This is a genomic window from Microcoleus sp. B4-D4, assembly GCF_036705185.1.
In the GTDB taxonomy this organism is placed as follows: Bacteria; Cyanobacteriota; Cyanobacteriia; order Cyanobacteriales; family Microcoleaceae; genus Microcoleus.
The window spans coordinates 1-20,181 of sequence record NZ_JAUBTX010000004.1; the positions used below are offsets into that span (position 1 = coordinate 1).

16 protein-coding genes and 1 pseudogene are annotated in these 20,181 nt (G+C 46.6%); 3 read left to right on the plus strand and 14 right to left on the minus strand.

Going from position 1 to position 20,181, the window contains the following annotated elements:
- Positions 1 to 85: 85 nt before the first annotated feature.
- Positions 86 to 604, plus strand: coding sequence for a CDP-diacylglycerol--glycerol-3-phosphate 3-phosphatidyltransferase (gene pgsA, locus QUB13_RS04650; RefSeq protein WP_333379672.1), 519 nt, complete (start codon positions 86 to 88; stop codon positions 602 to 604).
- 98 nt (positions 605 to 702) lie between these two features.
- On the opposite strand, the gene QUB13_RS04655 is transcribed toward pgsA, so the two are convergent.
- The 4 genes from QUB13_RS04655 to QUB13_RS04670 all read right to left on the minus strand — a co-directional run bounded on the left by QUB13_RS04655 (position 703) and on the right by QUB13_RS04670 (position 7,674).
- Positions 703 to 2,448: a diflavin flavoprotein gene (locus QUB13_RS04655; RefSeq protein WP_333379385.1), complete on the minus strand. Its 1,746-nt coding sequence runs from the start codon at positions 2,446 to 2,448 to the stop codon at positions 703 to 705.
- Complete coding sequence (locus tag QUB13_RS04660; protein ID WP_333379387.1) at positions 2,441 to 3,070, minus strand: hypothetical protein; 630 nt, start codon at positions 3,068 to 3,070, stop codon at positions 2,441 to 2,443. The genes QUB13_RS04655 and QUB13_RS04660 overlap by 8 nt, the downstream gene beginning before the upstream one ends.
- 358 nt (positions 3,071 to 3,428) lie before the next feature.
- Complete coding sequence (locus QUB13_RS04665; RefSeq protein WP_333379389.1) at positions 3,429 to 5,156, minus strand: diflavin flavoprotein; 1,728 nt, start codon at positions 5,154 to 5,156, stop codon at positions 3,429 to 3,431.
- 430 nt (positions 5,157 to 5,586) lie between these two features.
- A complete protein-coding gene (locus QUB13_RS04670) occupies positions 5,587 to 7,674 on the minus strand; it encodes a GAF domain-containing sensor histidine kinase (protein ID WP_333379391.1) in 2,088 nt (695 codons plus the stop codon).
- 736 nt (positions 7,675 to 8,410) lie between these two features.
- On the opposite strand from QUB13_RS04670, the gene QUB13_RS04675 reads away from it, so the two are divergent.
- The gene (locus QUB13_RS04675) at positions 8,411 to 9,307 is read left to right on the plus strand and encodes a pantothenate kinase (protein ID WP_333379393.1); all 897 of its coding nucleotides are present in this window, start codon (positions 8,411 to 8,413) and stop codon (positions 9,305 to 9,307) included.
- A gap of 232 nt (positions 9,308 to 9,539) precedes the next feature.
- On the opposite strand, the gene QUB13_RS04680 is transcribed toward QUB13_RS04675, so the two are convergent.
- The 4 genes and pseudogenes from QUB13_RS04680 to QUB13_RS04700 all read right to left on the minus strand — a co-directional run bounded on the left by QUB13_RS04680 (position 9,540) and on the right by QUB13_RS04700 (position 11,891).
- Positions 9,540 to 10,346 (minus strand): alpha/beta fold hydrolase, encoded by an 807-nt coding sequence (locus QUB13_RS04680; RefSeq protein WP_333379395.1) that lies wholly within the window; start codon positions 10,344 to 10,346, stop codon positions 9,540 to 9,542.
- Between the two features lie 403 nt (positions 10,347 to 10,749).
- A complete protein-coding gene (locus QUB13_RS04685; protein WP_194010783.1) occupies positions 10,750 to 11,205 on the minus strand; it encodes an NUDIX domain-containing protein in 456 nt (151 codons plus the stop codon).
- Positions 11,206 to 11,282: 77 nt separating this feature from the next.
- Positions 11,283 to 11,753 (minus strand): annotated as a pseudogene (gene bcp, locus QUB13_RS30385) (thioredoxin-dependent thiol peroxidase).
- A 12-nt stretch (positions 11,754 to 11,765) separates the two neighbouring features.
- Complete coding sequence (locus QUB13_RS04700) at positions 11,766 to 11,891, minus strand: hypothetical protein (protein ID WP_255515822.1); 126 nt, start codon at positions 11,889 to 11,891, stop codon at positions 11,766 to 11,768.
- 622 nt (positions 11,892 to 12,513) lie between these two features.
- Between QUB13_RS04700 and QUB13_RS04705 the strand changes: the two genes are divergently transcribed.
- The gene (locus QUB13_RS04705) at positions 12,514 to 12,708 is read left to right on the plus strand and encodes a hypothetical protein (RefSeq protein ID WP_194010773.1); all 195 of its coding nucleotides are present in this window, start codon (positions 12,514 to 12,516) and stop codon (positions 12,706 to 12,708) included.
- Positions 12,709 to 12,808: 100 nt separating this feature from the next.
- On the opposite strand, the gene argH is transcribed toward QUB13_RS04705, so the two are convergent.
- The 6 genes from argH to QUB13_RS04735 all read right to left on the minus strand — a co-directional run bounded on the left by argH (position 12,809) and on the right by QUB13_RS04735 (position 20,179).
- Positions 12,809 to 14,194, minus strand: a complete 1,386-nt coding sequence (gene argH, locus QUB13_RS04710; RefSeq protein WP_333379403.1) for an argininosuccinate lyase — start codon at positions 14,192 to 14,194, stop codon at positions 12,809 to 12,811.
- A 518-nt stretch (positions 14,195 to 14,712) separates the two neighbouring features.
- On the minus strand, positions 14,713 to 14,949 hold the full coding sequence (locus QUB13_RS04715) for a hypothetical protein (protein ID WP_194066727.1): 237 nt from the start codon (positions 14,947 to 14,949) through the stop codon (positions 14,713 to 14,715).
- On the minus strand, positions 14,939 to 16,426 hold the full coding sequence (locus tag QUB13_RS04720) for a PP2C family protein-serine/threonine phosphatase (RefSeq protein ID WP_333379405.1): 1,488 nt from the start codon (positions 16,424 to 16,426) through the stop codon (positions 14,939 to 14,941). The genes QUB13_RS04715 and QUB13_RS04720 overlap by 11 nt, the downstream gene beginning before the upstream one ends.
- 274 nt (positions 16,427 to 16,700) lie before the next feature.
- Complete coding sequence (ftsY, locus tag QUB13_RS04725; protein WP_333379407.1) at positions 16,701 to 18,422, minus strand: signal recognition particle-docking protein FtsY; 1,722 nt, start codon at positions 18,420 to 18,422, stop codon at positions 16,701 to 16,703.
- A 116-nt stretch (positions 18,423 to 18,538) separates the two neighbouring features.
- Positions 18,539 to 19,171: a transcription antitermination factor NusB gene (gene nusB / locus QUB13_RS04730; RefSeq protein ID WP_194010778.1), complete on the minus strand. Its 633-nt coding sequence runs from the start codon at positions 19,169 to 19,171 to the stop codon at positions 18,539 to 18,541.
- Between the two features lie 282 nt (positions 19,172 to 19,453).
- Positions 19,454 to 20,179, minus strand: a complete 726-nt coding sequence (locus QUB13_RS04735) for a DUF502 domain-containing protein (RefSeq protein ID WP_333379409.1) — start codon at positions 20,177 to 20,179, stop codon at positions 19,454 to 19,456.
- Positions 20,180 to 20,181: the final 2 nt, after the last annotated feature.

The following is a 20,181-nucleotide window of genomic DNA, read 5'->3' on the forward strand; positions in this document are numbered from 1 at the left end:
CCAATTCCCAATTCCCAATTCCCAATTCCCAATTCCCAATTCCCAATTCCCAATTCCCAATTCCCAATTCCCCATGACTTCTATGATGAATTTACCTAATTTGATTACTTTTTCCCGCTTGCTGGGAGTGCCTTTTCTGCTCTACGGTTTGTACGATCCAAGCGCCCAAAGTCGCTGGATTTGCACCGCAATTTTTGTGGTAGCTGCGGCTACTGATTGGCTGGACGGCTATTTGGCTAGGAAGCTGAATCAAATTACCGATTTGGGAAAGTTTCTCGATCCTTTGGTGGATAAATTGTTGGTGTTAGCGCCGCTTTTAGTGTTGATTGAGTTGGGTAAAGTGCCGGCTTGGGCAGTGTTTTTAATTTTGGGGCGGGAGTTGACAATTGCGGGGTGGCGTGTTAATAAAACTACGATTTCTGGAGCTAATATTTGGGGCAAGTTGAAGACGGTGAGTCAGATTGTGGCGATCGCACTTTTAATCGCTCCTCTATCCGAGGCGTGGAACGTTCCGGCCTTAGTTGCGTTTTGGATTTCTGTAGCTTTAACTTTGATTTCTGGCGCTATTTATCTGTGGCCGGAAAAGACTGCTGAGGACAAGTAAATCGGTTTTTGGTAACAGCAGATTGACGCGGATTAACCCAGGTAAAAACTTCGATCTATTTGTAGGGACACGGCGCTGTGCCGTGTCCTAGCCGTAGCTTAATAATGAGTCCCAGATTTCCGGTAGTGTACCGCTGTCACCCCGTCATTTTTCAGCAAATGACCGTTTTCAACCGCTGCATAAACTACCCAGTGATCGCCGCATTCCATCCGACTTATTACTTCGCATTCGAGATAAGCTAAAGCTTCAGTCAAAACCGGACAGCCGTTGCTAGCTTCCACGGTTTCGACTCCGGCAAATCTGTCTTCTCCCGGAGCAAAGTTTTTCATGAAATACTTCCGCAACTGTCGCCCTTCTGCTAAGATATTGAGCACAAATTTATCCCCGGCGTACATCAAAGCTTCAATCGATCGATCTTTAGCCACCGAAATCGTCACGCCAGGGGGATTAAACGTGGCTTGCGATACCCACGAAGCCAGCATCGCACTCGTAAGATCTCCGCGCTTCGCCGAGACTACGCACAGCGAACCTACTAATCTTCCCACTGCTTGTTCCGTGCGATCGCTCCCACCGGTCAACTGTGGTTTCGGTGCCCGCAATTTTTGCGATCGCACCAAAGCTTGAGCAAAATCTGTTCCCGCCTCTTTGCACTCGTAAATCGTCGCCGCCGTCGGCTTAAATTTGGCTCTAATCGGCTCAAATCCAATGCGGTAGCCAGCATCTTTCAGCTTGTTTTCTACTAAGTCGATCGCCTCTCCACTCCAGCCAAAGGAACCGAAAACCCCCGCTAATTTGCTTTTAGCCGCTGTAGAGAGCACAATTCCCAAAGCAGTTTGAATTTGCGTCGGCGCGTGTCCTGCTAGCGTCGGAGTTCCGATGATAAATCCCGCGCATTTCTCGATCGCCTCTTTAATTTCTCCCGGTTCGGCAAATTCGCAGTTGATCGTTTCTACAGCAACGCCTGCTTTCGTAATGCCTTTCGCGATCGCCTGCGCCAAAGTAGCAGTATTTCCGTAAGCCGAAGCATAAAGTAGAGCAACTGTCAAGTCTTTTGAATTTTGTTGCTGGCTCCATTCCCGATACAAATTGCTCAGTTCGTGGAGGCCGTAACGGACGATTGGGCCGTGGCCTGGAGCATAAAATGCTGTTGGTAAATCGGCTAATTTATCCATTGCCGTCAGCACTTGTTTAGCCTGAGATGCGTGCAGAGAATCGTAATAATAGCGTCGGTCTTCGCTATATACGCTCCACCCTTCATCGAATACTTGGTCGCCGCAAACGTGAGCCCCAAAAAATTTGTCCGTGAACACAATTCGAGTTTGCGGATCGTAGGTGCAAAGTTCGTCAGGCCAGCGGGGAGTCGGAGTCGCGATGAATTTTAATTTGTGACCTTTTCCTAAATCGAGAGTTTCTTCTCCCCGCACAATCATAATGTTTAATTCTTGTTCGGGAAAAGCGCCTCGCAAACCAATCGCCGCTGGATTCGTACAAACAAAAGCTAGTTGCGGAGCCAATTCTAACAAAGCTGTAATTGTGACAGCTCTGTTAGCGTTGAAATGCCCCAAAATCACATAATCTAGCTTTGTCAAGTCCACCCGTTGCTGCAAAGAATCCAGATAATTTTGGGTGAAAGATTCCCCCGGCGGGTCAAACAAAGCTGTTTTGTCGGCTTGAATGATATAGCTGTTTGCTGTCGTCCCCTTTTGCAGGGAATATTCTACTTCAAATTTTAGTCTATCCCAAGTGCGCGATCGTACTGTTACCGTATCTGCCGCAATTGGGACAAACTGCACGTCGCGCGGTTTGGCATCAGATGCGGTTCGGGAAACTAGAGCGTTAGTCATTTATTGCACCTATGAGAAACTGAACAACAGAACTTCTTTTAATTTCGTGCCAAAATTTGGCATCTACAATATCAAATTTTGCACCTTGAACCTGTAAATTGGTATCCAGATCAATTAGAAATTTCTGGGTTTTCAAATCGTCCCCAATTTGGATAAAGCTCACACCAATTTCTTCATCTTTATCTATTTTATTAGCCGCACTTACAAGAATTTCGGCGATAGCAGCACCATTTTCTGGTTTTTCATCTAGCACTACAACAATTATTGCTCCTTGTTTACCAGCAGCCTTTGTTTTGAGCTGAAAATAATCGCTAAAAGCTGTGGTTAGAGGTTCTGCCAAATTAATTGCAGTCGGTTTTGCTGCATCCGGTTCCGTATTTTGTCGCTGCAAAATTTCAGCCAACCGAGCAACATTTGATTTTTTATACTTCCACATAGGAGTAGAAGCTTCATAGACGGTAATGCCGTCGCTGTCAAATTCTTGACATTTTTTTGCCAAGTCGATCAGAGATGCCTGTGCTTCTACCCATTCTTCGTAAAAAGGATGTTGGGGGTCTCGGCTGCCATCGCTTCTGGCAATAATAATTGTGTAGTTTCTGTCTTCTAAAAGATTGGCGGGCATTAGCAATTCCCCTAGTTAAAATGGAGTCTAAATGACAACGGTTTGCCCGGTTTGCTGCTTGGGGCGCACCCAACACCGAGAACCTGGTAAGGTGCGCCACAAGCACAAAGTTGAGAGTTTTGGCTTAGCCAGTTGCGTCCTAGACTTTAATTGTAGGGTGTGTCAGTAGATAGTCGATGATGAAGTCGAATAAAACATCGGCTGACGCACCTTACTAATAAGTTTGGCCTGTGTTGACTCAGACAGTCGATCGATATATCGTTTAATTTCCCCCTTGCTCCTGACAACAGTTAACAGTCAACAGTCAACAGTCAACAGTCAACAGTCAACAGTTAACAGTCAACTGTTAACTCACTTCCTAATAGTGATTGCCGACTTTGCGGTGGTGAACTGCCGGCAGTGCCTCGGGGTTGGATACGCGACCGCTATCGACCGTAGCATATACGATATGATGATCCGAAAGTTCCATCCGGCTGACTACTTCGCATTCCATGTAAGCCAAAGCATCTGTCAAAATTGGAGAACCGTTGCTGGCTGGTTGAGTTTTAACTCCGGCAAATCGATCGGCACCAGGAGCAAAACGCTTCAAAAAGTGCCTCATCAAGGTTTGATAGTTGCCTTCTTCGAGCACGTTGAGCACAAATTTATCGCCCGCGTGCATCATCGATTCGATCGCCCGATCCTTCGCAACTGCTATAGTTAAACCCAGCGGTTTAAAACTCGCTTGCGTCACCCAAGAAGCTAACATCGCACTGCTAACCGCGCCTTTTTGAGCGGTAATAATGTACAGTCCGCCGCTGATCCGTCCCAAAGCTTTATCCAAGTCGCTATCGAGGGATTTCATCTGTTTGACAGCCTTGTCCCGCGTCAGCCATTGTCCCAAGTCGGTGCCGGCTTCGTCGCAAAGTTGATAAATCGCTTCCGTCGGCGCTTCTTTAATCAAAATGTTGGGAAATGCTTCTTTCAAACCCAATTCTTTGAACTTGTTTCGCAGCGGGTAAATAGATGCGTCATCGCCGCCGCCGGATTCGCACAAACCGAAGGATTGTTTGTTGTTAGCTGCAACTAAAATTGTGTTGATAGCTGCTTCGGCATTTTCTGCAGCAGCGCCATTACTAGGCGGCGAACAAATTACGATTCCCGCAGCAGTACCTACAAGTTCGCGGACTTCTTGCAAGTCGGCGATTTTCAAGTCCATCATTTCTACGGCGACACCGGTTTTGGTGATTCCGTGGGCGATCGCCTGGCTGAGTCGATCGCTAAATCCGTAGTCAGAAGTGTAAAATACCGCTACCGTGGTTTCTGCCTTAGCTTGGGCTTGGCTCCACTTTTTGTAACGTCCAGTAAGTTCAACTACATTGTACCTGAGCAGCGGCCCGTGACCGGTCGCCACCGTACCGATTTCTCCCAATTCTGCCATCCGCTTCATGGCGCTGAGTACCGATCGAGCATTGGGAGCCATCAAACACTCATAATAAAAGTGATAATCTTCCTCAACCGCTGCCAAATCGTCATCGTAGGTACTGTCGGAACAATAGTGCATCCCGAAAGCATCGCAGGTAAAGATCACTTGAGTTTTGCTGTCGTAGCTGAAAATAGTATCAGGCCAGTGCAGGTTCGGCGCAGATACAAATTCGATAACGTGGCCGTTTCCTAAATCTAATTTATCGCCATTTTTGACTACAAGCCGCTCAAAAGGCTGGTGTACGAGATTTTCTAAAAATTGAATTGCTACTTTCGCCCCCACGACAATTGCTTGGGGTGCCAAAGCCAACACATCTTTAACTAAACCGCTGTGGTCGGGTTCGGTGTGACTGATAATTAGATAATCAATTTGTTTCGGGTCAATTTCCCCCGCCAGAGTCTCCATATATTGCTGGCGAAACTTCTCGTGGGAGGTATCGACGAGGGCGGTTTTTTCGCCGCGAATGATGAATGAGTTGTAAGTTGTACCGTTTTGGAGTCCGAATTCAATGTCAAAGCGGTCTCTATCCCAGTCAAGGCATCGAATTGCCGTTGTATCAGGGGCAATTTCGACTTTTTCCACTGTCAATCTGCGTTGGACTCGTTCAGTCAGGGCTACCATACTGTGCCTCCTTGTCTGTTATCCATTACCTTATTGTTTCCATTCTGACACGTTTCTTTTGTAAATCTTCATAAAATTTCTTATGAAGGTGTTAAGTAACTTGAAAGTTATTAATGTATGGATGGGGCGATCGTCTACGGGATAGCTTCGTTTCGCGGGAATTTTGTAAAAAATCTACAAATTAGGTATTGACAAAATGATAATTTTGCCGATCGACCTTTCAAATAAACTGAACCCACCCGCTACTTGAGAAACGGGGTTTCTTCATATATTTCTCATTTCTCAACGAAAAACTCGTAGAAACCTGGTTTTTCGCCCTCCTGCGGGCGCTCTGAAACTCCCTGAAGTGTTGTTACGTACAAACAGTCAGATAATACCAATTTGATGCTAGGAGTTCTCGGAGGACAAAATATGACCGATTTTATGCCCTCTAATTGGTCAACGGCAATTCAACAATCAACTCAGTTCCTCCGCCAACCTCACTGACGCACCGAATCCGGCCGCCGTGGGCTTGCACAATTACTTGATAGCACACAGAAAGTCCCAAACCAGTACCTTTCCCGACAGGTTTAGTAGTAAAAAATGGGTCAAAAATCTTATCCTGAATTTCCGCAGGAATACCATTTCCGGTATCGCGGACAGAAATTGCTACCCAGTCCGGCTCGCTTTGCCAACTGCGGATTGTTAATTCCCCCGGTTTGTCTGCAGAGTCGATCGCATCTAAAGCATTGTCAATCAAATTATAAAATACTTGATTTATTTGGCCTGCATGACAGTTAACTCGTGGCAAACTTCCGTATTCTTTGTCAATTTTAATATTTGTTTTTAGCTTATTTTGCAGCATCAATAAACTGCTGTCCAAACCTTCATGCAAATCCACCGCTTTAAATTCCGCCTCGTCTAATCGAGAAAAACTTCGTAGCGTTGTCACGATAGAGCGAATCCTACCGCTGCCTTCTCGCATGGAATTGAGCAGTTTGCCAAAGTCTTCTCGAACATAATCTAGTTCTAGTTCTTCATTAATTTTGACAAGTGCTTCCGCGGCTTCCGGGCAGGCTTTTCCGCAGAATTCAATAGCTTCGTTTAAGATTTTAAAATATTCTTTAGCATGAAACAAATTTGCGTGGATAAAATTGTTGGCGTTGTTGATTTCGTGAGCAATTCCCGCTACCATTTGCCCCAAACCCGACATTTTTTCGGTTTGAATTAATTGCTGCTGTGCCGATCGCAATTCTTGCAGCGCTGCTTGCAGTTGCTGGGTTTGAGCTTGAGATTTGACTGCTGCTTCTCGGACTTGGCTGTAAAGTCCTGCTTGCTGAATCGCGATCGCCATTTGGTCGGCTAGCTGCGACAGCAACTCCATTTCTTGTCGCTGCCAGTTGCGAGTATCCCGGCACTCGTGAGCGATCAGCAAACCCCACAGCCTACCGGGTTTTAAATTAGAAATTTCGGCTGGAGACTGTGAAGTTTCTTCGCTTCTAGATGTAATAATCGGTACGATCAGATTAGCTTTTACCTGCAAGCGGTCTAAAAAATCAACGTGACAAGGCTCTAAACCCGAATTAAAAATATCATTAATTGCTTTGACTCGCCCTTGCTGGTAAAGAGTGGCGTAATCTCCTCTGAAACACTTATCTGCCCCCATATCTCCTAAAATTGAAGGCCAAGGAACTGTCATGTCTTCAACGACAACTTTGCCCTGCCAGTTATCTTCAAACTGGTAGATAATTACTCGATCGCACTGCAACAGTTGGCGCACTTCTCTCACCGCTGTTTGCAGGATAGTTCCCAGATCCAAGGTACTGCGAATTTGGTTGCCGATCAGCCGCAGCAGCGATTCTTGTTCGGCTTGGCGGCGCGTTTTTCTGTAGAGTTTGGCTTGATTGAGCGCGATCGCCAATTGGGAAGCTACCCCTTCTACAAGTTGCCTTTCCCAATCTGTCCATTCCCGTTCGCGATCGCACTGATGCAAGCCAATTATGCCATTGACTTCACCTTGATAGCGAGTAGCTACTGCCAGCATTGACTTAATTTCCAAAGCTTCGGCAATTTTTTTGGTTTCTGGGTTCAACCCCGGAAAATCAAGAAACTTCGTCACTGCTAGCGACTCCTGCTGAGATATAACTTCTTCCAAGTGCGGGTTGTCAGCAATCGGTACTTTCATGCCCAGTTGGATCGGATAATCCCCCGCGTTGTACTCTCCCCGCGTGACTAAAATATTTCCTGTACTTGATTCTTTGACTAAAATACTCGCGCGGCTCGACTGCAGCACCTGCCCCAGCAATCGGCAGGCAGATGTCAAAATTTCTTCTATGTCAAGTGTGCTGCGAATTTCGTTATTAATTTGGTTGAGCAGGTTTGATAGCTGAACTTGCTGCTGCATCTGCACAATTAGGGCTTTTTGTTCGTCTATTTGCGGCTGCAAAAGACCTTCTTCCTGCCTCCAATTTTCAGCTTCCGGCAATTGCGAAGTGAAGATCGTGCAATGGTTTTCTTGTTGTTGTATTTTTAGAGACATATTTACTCTGCCGTTGTACTGTATTTCGATAGATCCTGGTTCTTTACAGATTTGCTTACCCTGCCAAGAGCGCGATCGCCACTACTAGGAATGTTGGAAGATATTAAAACATTATAAAGGATGCACCCCGACCCTTGCAATTATTTGCTTTACAAATATTTATAAATATAAATTAAGCGTTCTGTCCACATTCTGCACCCTCAACTGTCACAATCGGTTTTTACTTACTTTTATTGAATAATTAAGCTCTAGATTATACTTTATTATCGTATATATAGCCTTTCAATCTCTCATAAGAGGTACTATCCAGGATAGGGCATAAACCTCTGTGGGTATAGGGTATACCTCACTTTTTTGAAAACCGCTATAGACGGAAAAAAGTTTTTTTAGAGGCATAATTTATCACTTTAAAAATCGATTGCTCTGAGTAATTGTACTCTGTGACAGTGGAAGGTGCAGAATGTGGGTTATGTAGCCGAAAATACAAATTAAGCGCGCGCCATTGAAATTCCTTAGCTATCGGTCGATTTGAGATTTTCCATTTTTCGCTTTGAGATTTACTTCACAGATCGGTTAGCAGGAACAAAATTCTAAAACTTTGGAAGCATCCACAACAATTGTCGGGGGCGCGATACCTGTTTTTTGCAGGTAAATTAGACTTACTTGCTAGATTAATCGAATCAAATTAATCTAAAATCTATCTTTAGTTCAATGTTGGCGATCGCGCTCGATAAACATGAAAAACTCAATTGTCGATAATTTTCGCCCGCTAGTTGGTACAAGCAACCTGACACCTCAATTCACAGGTAAAGACGAGGTTAAAATAGCTTTGGCGATCGGCAATTCGCGACTCCACTGGGGATTATTTGCTGGGAAAACCCTAGAAAAAACATGGAATACAGAGCATCTGAAAGCTGATGCTGTTTCCAGGCTCTGTGAGACAGAAAAAGCCGAATATTTGGTAAAAACAGTCATGAGTTCGATCGGGCAAATATCAGATATAAATCTCCCTTTTATTCATGATACTCCCGCCGTTTCTAATTCTCACGCACTTTCTTTCATCGCGCCACCTCTGGTTTTGGCATCAGTAGTTCCCCAGCAAACAGCAATCTGGCAGAGTTATCCTAATGTCCGAATTATTACTTTAGACCAGTTGCCGATCGGGGGACTCTATCCTACTCTAGGAATTGACAGAGCTTTGGCTTTACTGGGTGCTGGCAACCAATTGGGTTGGCCAATTTTAGTTATAGACGCTGGTACAGCTCTAACATTTACTGGGGCAGATGTCAATAGGTATTTAGTTGGGGGCGCTATCTTGCCCGGTTTGGGTTTGCAATTGTCGTCGCTAGGGAAACAAACCGCTGCATTGCCCTCAGTTAGCTTACCAGAAAATCTGCCACACCGCTGGGCAAAAAATACTGCTGGGGCCATTCACAGCGGAGTGGTGTATGCGACGCTGGCAGGAGTTAGGGATTTTATTGAAGATTGGCAGAGGTTGTTTCCCAATAGCAAAATTGCACTCACCGGGGGCGATCGAACTTTGTTATTGCAATACCTCACCGCGGCCTTTCCCGAGACGGCTTCCTGCATAATTGACGCGCCAGAAGCCATTTTTTGGGGAATTAGTTATTAGTCAGTTGGCAGTTGGCAGTTGGCAGTTGGCAGTTGGCAGTTGGCAGTTGGCAGTAGTTATTAGTTATTGGTTGTTAGTTGTTAGTTGTTAGTTATTGGTTGTTAGTTGTTAGTTATTAGTTGTTAGTTATTAGTTGTTAGTTATTGGTTGTTAGTTGTTAGTCAACAGTCCACAATTCCCACTGACTACTGACTACTGACTACTGACTACTGACTACTGACTACTGACTAATTCACTTAGCAAATTCGCGAATATACTTAGCAACAATATCCGGGGCTTCCTGTGGTAAATTGCTTTCTCCCCCAGTGATAGATTGCAGTTCGGCATTAGGAACTAGAGCGGCATAACATTGACACAGAGATAAAGCTGTGACGCTATCTTCAGAACCGTGCAACAACAAAACAGGCACTTTCAAAAATGGTAAATTATCATCAACTAACTCCGCTGTAGTTTCAGCCCGCCGCCGCCCCAACAGCAACTGCACTGCAACTGGGGACTGCACCAATTGCTGTCTGAAGTTTAGCAATCTGTCAATCTTTTTTTTGCGGCCCAACAACTTAGCAATGGGATAGATCGATCGCAACAACCAGTAAGCTAAGGGAGGTTTACCGATCAGCCAGCGAGCATTCTGCCACCGCGCCCGCCGGTGGCCAACCTTTACCCCTTCAGGGGCCAACAACACTAAACCCTGAACTCGATCGGGATATTTGATCGCATAGCTGGCCGCCACCCAGCCGCCCAAAGAATGACCGACTAAATAAACCTGTTGCAGGTTCAAAGTGTCGAGGTATTGCGCGAGACATTCTACTTCTAGGTCGATCGAATAATGAACGTTCGGCCGTTCGGAATCGCCAAACCCCAGCAAATCCGGTGCGAAACATTGGTAGTAGGGGCTCAAATGTTCGATCGTCCCCAGCCACTGACTGCTGTCCTGCCAAGAACCGTGTAATAATACTAAATTAGGGCCTTGACCGACTTCGTGCCAGAAGATTTGCCCTAAAGAAAGTTTGACCCGAGAATTGCGTAGCTGTAAGTACATCCGGTTAAAAATTTAGCTATAAAAAGATTATTAATTTAATGTTCAGAGATTTTGAATTCAAGTAGGAATGCACCTTGATGGCAAAAATCGGGTTTTTTTCCCAAATATTGGCTCTTAGTCTTTAAGAGCGGTGAAAAACCAGGTTTCACGGGCCCGCCATGCGTAAGTCCTACATTAAAAATTAATTCCACACTCATCACAGGCAAATGTTGACTCCGACCAAAAACGGATACTTGTTTTCTGACACTCGTCGCGGGGCGATCCTCTTCTGCAAGCTTCGCTCACGCAATTTTAGACTTTTTTTCAAGAACCCAGATCGATCGCGACGAGTTAATTCTTTAATTCCTCAATCGACGCTCCGGCGAAGTAATTCCCGACTTTACTCAAATTTGGACGGCCTAGTTTAAGCCAAAGTTGTCAGGCCTTGAAAATAGTCCTGCAAGTGCTTGTCGTTATCGTGGCTCAGCAGGTTCTCCGGCAGCGATCCCGGCGAAAAAGCCTCAACCTCACTGATTTCCAGCGTATCCTGAATTTGCATCTTTCCTTCCACTTCTGCAGCTACCACGATACAAATTGAGTGCAGGCGCGGGTCTCTATCGGCAGCCGAATAAACGCCCACCAAGCGCAGGATTTTGACTAAATCGAGTCCTGTTTCCTCCGCCAATTCCCGCCGCACTGTTGTCGGAACATCCTCTCCCCAGTCAACCATACCTCCCGGCAGTCCCCAGCGACCGTTGTCGCGGCGGCGAATTAACACAATTCGCCCGTCAGGTAATATGGGAATCACCGCAGTACCAGTGACGGGATGGCGAAAAATCAGCCCCAGCACAGTTTGTCCAATTTGCCACAATCGACGCATAAACTCAAAAGCTTGTTTAGGAGAAAGTAATTCGAGGCCTCCTAGCTCGCAGCTCTGGAGTCTTAATTTTGCATTTGTCATTCAGGCGAGATTTCTAGCAAGTCTGCTAAAATCTCCGCTGCGTGAGATTCTGGTTTGATTTTGCAATAAACCTTTTCAATCCTACCATCTGGGTCGATCGCGAAGGTCGATCGAATAATTCCCATAAATTCTTTGCCCATAAACTTTTTCAGTCCGTAACAGCCGTGGTAGCGACTTCGGCCTTTGAGTCGCACAGCAACGGAAAAGGCAGTTGATATTTAGCTGCAAACTTGGCGTGAGACGCGGCCCCGTCGGTGCTGATACCTAGCACTGCAATATTGCGCGCCCGGTATTCAGAGTAAATGTCGCGAAAGCCGCAAGCTTCTTTCGTGCAGCCGGGGGTATTATCCCGAGGGTAAAAATAGAGTACAGCTCGCCGCCCTCGCAAATCTGCGAGGTTCACCAAATTGCCGGCAGCGTCGGGCAGGCTGAAGACAGGAGCTCGCGTCACCGGGATTAAGTGTCATTAGTCATATTTGTCAATTGTTGAGATAAATACTCTGGGAGACTAAAAACATTGCGTCCGATCGCACCCAGATTCCCAGCGATTTGAATCCCGGTGTTCTTTTTTCTGGGTCTTGTACCGGGTGTGCTATGATCGTCATCGGTCTAAAATTGAGTAAAACTAGACAACGTAAAAACTTAACTGGATTAGTTGAGTGCGTAGTCACACCTAACGGTGTTGCGGTTTAGCTAGGCAGACAGGAATCCCCACAGTATACCGATCGAAGGTTAGTGTGGGATAAAAGGTGCGTGAGACTCCTGATTCCACCTGTTCACAATCTCATAAGCATAGCTTTGAGCCGTGGAGGGGTGGACAACGAGACGAACCAATTCCTTTTTAAAATATCAGTGGGGCGGGACGTGTTCCTCACTTTAAAATGCCGTAGAGGGAAACGATTGGAGTACCTTGAAGGAAGTTCTCGATATCCTTAACAGGACTCAGAAGCCTAAACCATATCGCTTGCGATTGTTGTGGGAGCGTCACGAAAGCTAAATTTGAACAAAACCTAGCTACAGAAACAGAACCGATCGAGTACGGTATAGTATACCGGAATTTACGCTTCGGGAGAAGACACGTCTGCTTTAGCGGGAGAAATCCTGTCAGAAGCAAGTGACTTCGCCCAAGCAAGAATCTCAGTCACGCCTGAGTGCACAGAGTATCAATCTTAAGAATTCCCGGGCTTTCGGGCGCGGGGAGTGTCAATGTTTATTAGTGAGGTCATAATGGCTAAGCGCCGCAATCTCAAGAAAGAGAAGGCACAACGAAATCAAGCATACGCTCGCAAATTTCGCAAGCGGAGAAATCAAGATATGTTCTCCAACAAGAGAAGGCGATTTGACGGCGGCAACGGCGGCGGGATGGGCGCCATGAGCGGCGGCGGCGGACGGGACAAGGATATGGCTGCTGCTGAAGAGTAATAGAGTCAGGCTATCTGCCCAATTTAGAACCAGAGTGGAAAACACGATCGTTCTTTCGGAGAGATAGCCAGCCCGAATTTGTCCGAGAATTTAACGATGTTTAGGCGAGCCGATCGCGCGCAGCGATAAGTGATTTTCTCACTTGTTCAAACCCGGTACCTCCATAACTATTGCGAGCCGCCACCACTTGCTGAGGCGCGATCGCGCTGTAAATGTCTGTATCAAACGCTGGGTGCAAGTCCTTCCACTCCTCAAGTGTCAAATCTTTGAGGAGTTTGCCCCCCGAAAGGCAACTTTTGACGACTTTCCCGACGAGGTTGTAAGCTTCCCGGAAGGGAACGCCTTTAGCGGCCAAGTAGTCTGCGACGTCTGTAGCGTTAGAAAAGTCTTCGGTAACAGCCACGGCGAGGCGCGATTTGTTAAACGCGATTCCTTCCCTGAGCAAAATCGTCATTGCTTCCAAGCAAGCCTGTACCGTTTTCACGGTATCAAACAAAGCTTCTTTATCTTCTTGCAAATCTTTGTTGTAGGCCAAAGGAAGTCCCTTCACTACTACTAACAAGGCTTGCAAGTTACCAAACACCCGTCCCGCTTTGCCCCGCACCAACTCCGGCACGTCGGGATTTTTTTTCTGGGGCATGATGCTAGAACCTGTAGCGCAGCTATCTTTGAGCGTAATAAATCCAAATTCGTGAGAAGACCACAAAATCATTTCTTCTGACAGGCGGCTCAAGTGTACCAAAATCAAGCTGCAGGCTGCGAGAAATTCGATCGCAAAATCTCGATCGCTCACTCCATCTAAGCTGTTAGCATAAACCTTGTCAAAATGCAAGAGTTCTGCCGTATAATGTCGGTCGATTGGGAAAGTCGTCCCCGCCAGCGCACCGCAACCCAAAGGCGAAACATTCACCCGCTTGGAGACATCGCCGAGACGTTCCCAATCGCGATCGGACATTTCAAAATAAGCTAACAAGTAATGAGCCAAACTGATTGGCTGAGCGCGCTGCAAGTGCGTGTAACCGGGGATTAAAGTTTCGACGTTAAGCTCGGCAATATCGAGTAAAACCCCTTGAAATTCCCGCAATTGCTGGCGAATTTCGGCGATGCGATCGCGCAAATACAAACGAGTATCAGTACCTGCTTGATCGTTGCGCGATCGAGCCGTGTGCAGCTTTTTGCCCGCATCCCCCACAATATCCGTCAGTCGCTTTTCTACCGCAAAGTGAACGTCTTCTGCATCAACTCCCGGAACAAAAAGACCTTCGCGGTATTCGCGGCGGATTTGTTCCAAACCATTGACTAACTGTTCGCCTTCTGCTGCAGAAATAATCCCCGTTTTGGCGAGCATTTTAGCATGAGCGACAGAACCAGTCAAATCGTACTCAATCAGTTCAATGTCGAAGCCAATACTAGCATTGAATCGGGCGATCGCTGGGTGCAGCGCTGATTCAAATCTTTGACTCCAAGTTTTTTGTTGTGCTGTCATTACTGAAGGTAAAACTAGATTATATGTCTGTTGCAGAAGTCTTTAAAAAACCGGTTCTGGGCATCGAAATGCAAGTCTGCCGATTTGCAGCATCAAACTAAAATCCTGCTTCCCTAATTCGGCAAAAAAAGACTTTAATCCCGACTGCAAACTTTTTATACCTGTATTGACACTAAAAAACTGAATTCCTGACTACAAAATTATTAAAATTATACTGCATCACAAAAAAATGAAATCCCGCCTGCTAACTTTTCAAATCTTTTCCGGTTGCATCGGAATAATAAAATCGAGTCAACAGTCAACAGTCATGGCCAAACAGGGCATTGGCCAAACAGGGCATTGGCCAAACAGGGCATTGGCCAAACAGGGCATTGGTCGGAGCGAAGCGGAGGGATTGGGCATTGCAACAGTCAACAGTCAACAGTCAACAGTCAACAATCAACAGTCAACAGTCACCTGACAATACAACCGGAATTGATATCAAATCTTTTCCTAATGCCCCAAGTCCCACAAAAGCTCTAAGGAAAAATGCCCTTAACGAACCAGCCAACAAATATACCTATAAAAAAAGCTCCTATTTGACCAGTCGAAACAAAATGATTCCAAGCTTTCTGGAAATTAGTAAAAATCTCGTAGCTTTGGCCCAAAATAACCGTATTCAAATGAGATTTTACAACTAACAAATCAACCGCATCATGCCAATGAATCGAGCCGGTCAATCCAGCAATAATTTCCGGCATTAAATTAACTATCATGTTGATTTTCTCCTGTTAAAGGTGTTACCCTAAGTACAACCAGTGTCATGTCATCTGCGTTGCGATTGCCAATACCGATAAACTGCTGAACTTGATCGAACAAATAATCCAAAATTTCCTCAGACTGCTGATAATTTTGACAAGCCCACTGAAAAGCCGCAGTCAAATTATCCTCATCAAACCGATCGCCTCTTTGATTAGCAGCATCGGTAAAACCGTCAGTGTAATAAATAATAGTATCTCCCGGCTGCAATTGCACCTGAGCTTCTTGGTAGTGCGAATCTGGATCGAGACCAATTAACATACCCTCCAAAGTATCGAGTCCCAGAATCGTATTAGTTGCAGCTTGCCACAGCAAAGGTGGGTGGTGAGCAGCATTGCTGTAAGACAAAACGCGAGTTTTCGGGTCATACTCCGAATAAAACAGAGTAACAAAACGGTGGGAATTTTCCAAATCCGCGTGCATTACTCGGTTTAAATGTTGCAAAATTCTCGCAGGCGAGTGGCGGTTCAAAACCTCGGCCCGCAGCATACCCCGAGTCATCGTCATCAACAGTCCCGCCGGCACTCCCTTGCCCATCACGTCGCCGATGACGATGCTCCAGCGGCCCTTGTCGATTTTGGACTTAAGATTTTGAATCAGGGATGGGGGGTTTTCCCCCTCATTTTCCTTGCCGATCGGGTCATAGTCAGCGGGAATAAAATCATAATAATCTCCACCGACTCTGCTAGCGGTTTGGCAGCGGGCGGCCACCTCAAGACCGGGAATTTTCGGACAACTGCGGGGTTGCAGCCGCAATTGAATTTCCGCCCCGATTTCTAATTCTCTATCTAAGCGTTCTTTTTCAGCTAACTTAACAGTAAGTTCATCTTTGTAGACTGCCACGGCGGTTTGATCCGCCACCAACCGAACTAATTTCTGTCTGCTGGAAGTCCACAGATATTGAGGGTCACTACTAAAAACATAAAGCCGTCCGCGTTCTAAATTTTTGACTAAAATTGGCGTTCCAAACAAATGAACATCCGGGCCCAAATAACGACTTACTTGCAGGTCGAGACTAGAAGTTTGCCCTGAGATTGAGGAAGCAGATTCACCAGCCGGGGCAGCAACTGCTGTAGCTTGTCTGGTGGCCATTTCCAGCGCTTTTTGCAAATCTTGGCAATACCTTCCTTCCTGACAGTGCAACTGCTGAAACCTGACTTGACCGTTGGGTTTGAACAGCACTAAAGCTCCCCCGTCGGCATCGGTAACGCGAGTCGCCACTAAAGGTACTAACTCCAAAAATTGATTGAGATTGTTAAAACTGCGGAGGGCAAATCCTAGGGAGCCCAACATATCTTGAACGTTGTGCTGGTATCGGTGCAAGCGGCCCACCAGTTCTTTGAGGGCAAATACTGGCGTCGCGTCGGTAGAATTGCGACCCGTCGGGCGGTCAGCAGGTTGAGGTGAGGGACGAGGCAAAGGCACAGCAGTCATTTTAAATTTGTGATTTTTGATCTTAAAAGGAACTTGATTGATTGAAGACTTAGAGAAGAGTCCAGTTGCACCGAAGCGTGATTGTTGAGTGTTGAGTGTTTGAACAATACCGATCCAACTGGAAACGATATTGCACGCCAGCGAGCAGAAAACCGGTTTTTTTTCTTTAGTAGTTTGGTGGGATGCTAGTTTGAGCTTAAGAATTTGAGACTTTGAAGTTCTGTCCGGGCCTCCAAAAATCGGGCCCGCGGCAGATACCTCATCAATCTAAAATCTAAAATCTAAAATCCAGTAGGGCTTCGACAAATTCGTAACTAGAAAACGGGCGCAAATCTTCGATGCTTTCTCCTACTCCGATAAAGCGGATGGGGAGACCGAGCTGCTGCACTACTGCGAGGGCAACACCACCTTTAGCAGAACCATCGAGTTTTGTCAATACTACTCCGCTTAATTTGGCAGATTCTGCGAATACTTCTGCCTGTCGCAAACCATTTTGACCTAATGTGGCATCCAAGACCAGTAGAGATTCTACGGTAGCGCCGGGGGCTTTTTTATCTACTATGCGACGGATTTTACTGAGTTCGTCCATGAGATTTTTTTTGTTTTGCAGGCGGCCTGCGGTGTCTACGATCAGCAGTTCTGTGTTTCTGGCGTTAGCGGCGGCGATCGCATCAAACACGACTGCTGCGGGATCGGTATTTTTGCCTGGGTTGGCAATAATTTCGACACCGCTGCGGGCCCCCCAAACTTTGACTTGTTCTACGGCGGCGGCGCGGAAGGTGTCGGCGGCGGCTATTAGGGTGTTGTAGCCGGATTTTTGGGCTATGTGGGCGAGTTTGCCGATCGTCGTAGTTTTGCCCGCACCGTTGACTCCGACAATTAACCAGATGTTAAAGGTGTCTTTTTCTGGAGCAAAAGTCAGGCTGTAGGCGGGATTGCCGGCGGCGGTTTCGGCTGTCGGAGCGTCGAGAATGTCGCGCAGGATGGTTTTGAGGAAGGCTAGAGCTTGTTCTGGCGGTAAAACTTCTTGTTTGAGTCTTTCTTGCAGGCGACTGATAATGATGTCGGTGGCTGCGACTCCGACATCGGCTTGTAGGAGCAAAGTCTCAATTTCGGCTACTGCGTCTTGGTTGAGCGGGCCTTGACCGACGATCGCCTTTAGTCGATTAATTAAGCTGCGGCGGGTTCTTTCTAAGCCTTTCCGCAGTTTTTGCAGCCAACTGATTTCTTCGACGGATACTTGATCTGGCCGGCGGCCCTGACTGGCGAGGATTTCTGATGACCATAAAAAGCCTTCGTCAAAGTCGAAACCGGGAATTTCTTCGATAATTGCGGCTCTTTCGGCGGAGGCTGCAATTACTTCTGGTTCTTCAATGGCGGTTTCTTTGAGGCGTTCGATGCGATCCATGCGCTCGGCTTGAGCTCTGGCCCAAAACGGCAGAGATTCGTCGGCTTGCGCCTCAGATGCGATCGACTCGGTTTCTTCTACAACTGAGGTTGCAGGTAGGGCAATTTCTATATTTTCTGCTGTAACTTCTAATTGTGGAGCAACGGGTGCAAGGTCGATCGCCCCAGCGATTTGTGGATCTGTGTCGGCAAATCCTGCATTTTGTGCTGCATCGGTTGCTTCAACAATCGCTTCTGGTGCAACTTCTGGAACTTCTGCAACAGTTTCTGCTGGTTCAACTTCGGCAACTTCTGCAACTTCTGCAACTTCGGCAACTTCGGCAACTTCTGCAACTTCTGCAACTTCTGCAACTTCTGTCTCGGCTACTTCTGTTTCAGGTTTTTGCTGTTTTTGAATATTTTTGTAAGCAGCTTTCGCCCAATTGAGATAATCTTCGGCGGCAGCGGGTGAACTTTGGTCTGTTGCTGCATCTGTTGGAGGCCCGGCGGGTGCCGAAGTTGCCGACTCATCTTGGGTTGGCTGGGGGGGAGTTTCTTTTTCAGAAGATCCGCTTTCGCTGTACTGGCGACGAAACCAATTAAAAACCATAGGAAATTGGGAATATAGTTATTAGCCATTAGTCATCAGTCCTTAGTGTAGAGCGGATTGCGGATTGCCAATCACTAATGACCAATGACTGATGACGAATGACTGCAGGCTGTTGACTATTGAGTGACAACTTCTGCGTTAATTTTATCGACTACTCGGCGGAGGACTCCGTTGATGAAGCGATGTCCTTCGTCGCCGCTGTAACGTTTTGCTAGTTGGACTGCTTCGCTGACGCCGACTTGTTCGGCTAAGCCGAGATAGAGGATTTCGGCGATCGCAATTCTCATGATATCTCGATCGATCCTGGGCAACCGATCTATTTGCCAATCCACGAGGGATTCCGAGAGCAATTCGTCAATTTGAGAGCGGTTGGCGCTAACTTTCGTCAGGATTTGCAAAGCATAGGTGCGGACATCTTGCTGGTTAGCAAGCTGGAGCATTTCTGGAAACTCCATTGCGGAACCGAGACGGTTGATGGCGGTTTGCGTAAGTTCCACAGCTTCGCGCACCATTACTCTAGCACTTTGTATATCGCCGGCGCGGATTTCGCTAGCAAGCAGTTTGTCACTACTCCGCTGCACTTCCGAGGCTGCTGCTTCTAAGGATTCTTGAACTTCTGCTGTCAGAGTGCGGACGGCGGCGAGGACAACATCTTCCAGTTTCTTCGCTTCTAAGAGTTCTGGATTTGACGGTAGTTGGCTGATGCCGAGGAGTGCGAGTTCGCGTGCTGTTTCGCGGGATTTTTTCATATTTTTTAGATAGAAATTGGGATAGGAATTTCGGAATTTTTGAGATTGTTAGATACTGGTTGAGACTGTAAACTTGGACTTTAGCAGAAAAATCAGCAAACAACCCGCCCTCGGTGATGATTGTTTCTGGGCAGGTTTTGGGAAAATATTAGACGAGCAATTGCCACAGCTATTTTAATCTGAGATGTTGCACCGTGCTCAATATTAATTTTATGGGCGGGCTTTCTGGTTCTTGGTATGAACCGGGTTTCTGAGTGTTGGATTTCTCCGCTTCCGGCTGGTTCAGTCTTCTTCGACTGGGACACGCTGGTATCTAGATTCGGATATTAAAGGTTCGAGTGTTTTGCCTGGGGGGTTGTCGGCGGTGACTGAAACTGAGTTGCTGGGGTTGACGATGCCGCCGGAGATGATCAGTTTAAAGGCATCTTCGATCGACATTGACAAATTCACTAGATCGGTTTCCGGGACTATAGCGTACCATCCGGTGGTGGGGTTTGGCGTGGTGGGGATGAAAATGCCGATCGGAGTTTCGCCGGACAAATGAGACTTAATATCGTTACTGTCGATCGTACCCGTCACAAACGCCAAAGTCCAGATTCCCCGCCGGGGATACTCTACCAACACCACCCGGCGAAATTTGTCATTTGAGTTAAGAATAGTTCCCAGCAGTTGTTTGAGGGTTTTGTAAACCGAACCCGCTAGGGGAATTGCCTGCAACAGGCGTTCGCCAAAGTCTAGCAGCCACTTCCCGAAGATGTTGCGGGCCATTAAACCGATGAGTAAAATGCTCAGCAGGGGTACAGCCAGCCCTACTAAAAAATTCAGCAGATTGACCCAAATCGGGTTGAGTCCGTCAAAAGGGTTGATCTGCTTGGGAATTTTGGTAAGAAAATTGATGACCCAACTGGCGACGGTAATTGTCAGCCAGATGGTAGTAGCTAAGGGTATCACTACCAGCAGACCTGCGATCAGGTCGTTTTTTAAGTCTTGTTTGATGCGTTGGAGCACGG

What these genes read in the sequence shown, in the direction of transcription:
- QUB13_RS04700 (WP_255515822.1), bottom strand. Translation starts at nt 11,891, where the DNA reads ATGACGATCATAGCACACCCGGTACAAGACCCAGAAAAAAGAACACCG.
- QUB13_RS04665 (WP_333379389.1), bottom strand. Translation starts at nt 5,156, where the DNA reads ATGGTAGCCCTGACTGAACGAGTCCAACGCAGATTGACAGTGGAAAAA.
- QUB13_RS04675 (WP_333379393.1), top strand. Translation starts at nt 8,411, where the DNA reads ATGAAAAACTCAATTGTCGATAATTTTCGCCCGCTAGTTGGTACAAGC.
- QUB13_RS04705 (WP_194010773.1), top strand. Translation starts at nt 12,514, where the DNA reads ATGGCTAAGCGCCGCAATCTCAAGAAAGAGAAGGCACAACGAAATCAA.
- QUB13_RS04655 (WP_333379385.1), bottom strand. Translation starts at nt 2,448, where the DNA reads ATGACTAACGCTCTAGTTTCCCGAACCGCATCTGATGCCAAACCGCGC.
- nusB (WP_194010778.1), bottom strand. Translation starts at nt 19,171, where the DNA reads ATGAAAAAATCCCGCGAAACAGCACGCGAACTCGCACTCCTCGGCATC.
- QUB13_RS04680 (WP_333379395.1), bottom strand. Translation starts at nt 10,346, where the DNA reads ATGTACTTACAGCTACGCAATTCTCGGGTCAAACTTTCTTTAGGGCAA.
- QUB13_RS04720 (WP_333379405.1), bottom strand. Translation starts at nt 16,426, where the DNA reads ATGACTGCTGTGCCTTTGCCTCGTCCCTCACCTCAACCTGCTGACCGC.
- argH (WP_333379403.1), bottom strand. Translation starts at nt 14,194, where the DNA reads ATGACAGCACAACAAAAAACTTGGAGTCAAAGATTTGAATCAGCGCTG.
- ftsY (WP_333379407.1), bottom strand. Translation starts at nt 18,422, where the DNA reads ATGGTTTTTAATTGGTTTCGTCGCCAGTACAGCGAAAGCGGATCTTCT.
- QUB13_RS04670 (WP_333379391.1), bottom strand. Translation starts at nt 7,674, where the DNA reads ATGTCTCTAAAAATACAACAACAAGAAAACCATTGCACGATCTTCACT.
- QUB13_RS04660 (WP_333379387.1), bottom strand. Translation starts at nt 3,070, where the DNA reads ATGCCCGCCAATCTTTTAGAAGACAGAAACTACACAATTATTATTGCC.
- QUB13_RS04715 (WP_194066727.1), bottom strand. Translation starts at nt 14,949, where the DNA reads ATGATAGTTAATTTAATGCCGGAAATTATTGCTGGATTGACCGGCTCG.
- QUB13_RS04685 (WP_194010783.1), bottom strand. Translation starts at nt 11,205, where the DNA reads ATGCGTCGATTGTGGCAAATTGGACAAACTGTGCTGGGGCTGATTTTT.
- pgsA (WP_333379672.1), top strand. Translation starts at nt 86, where the DNA reads ATGAATTTACCTAATTTGATTACTTTTTCCCGCTTGCTGGGAGTGCCT.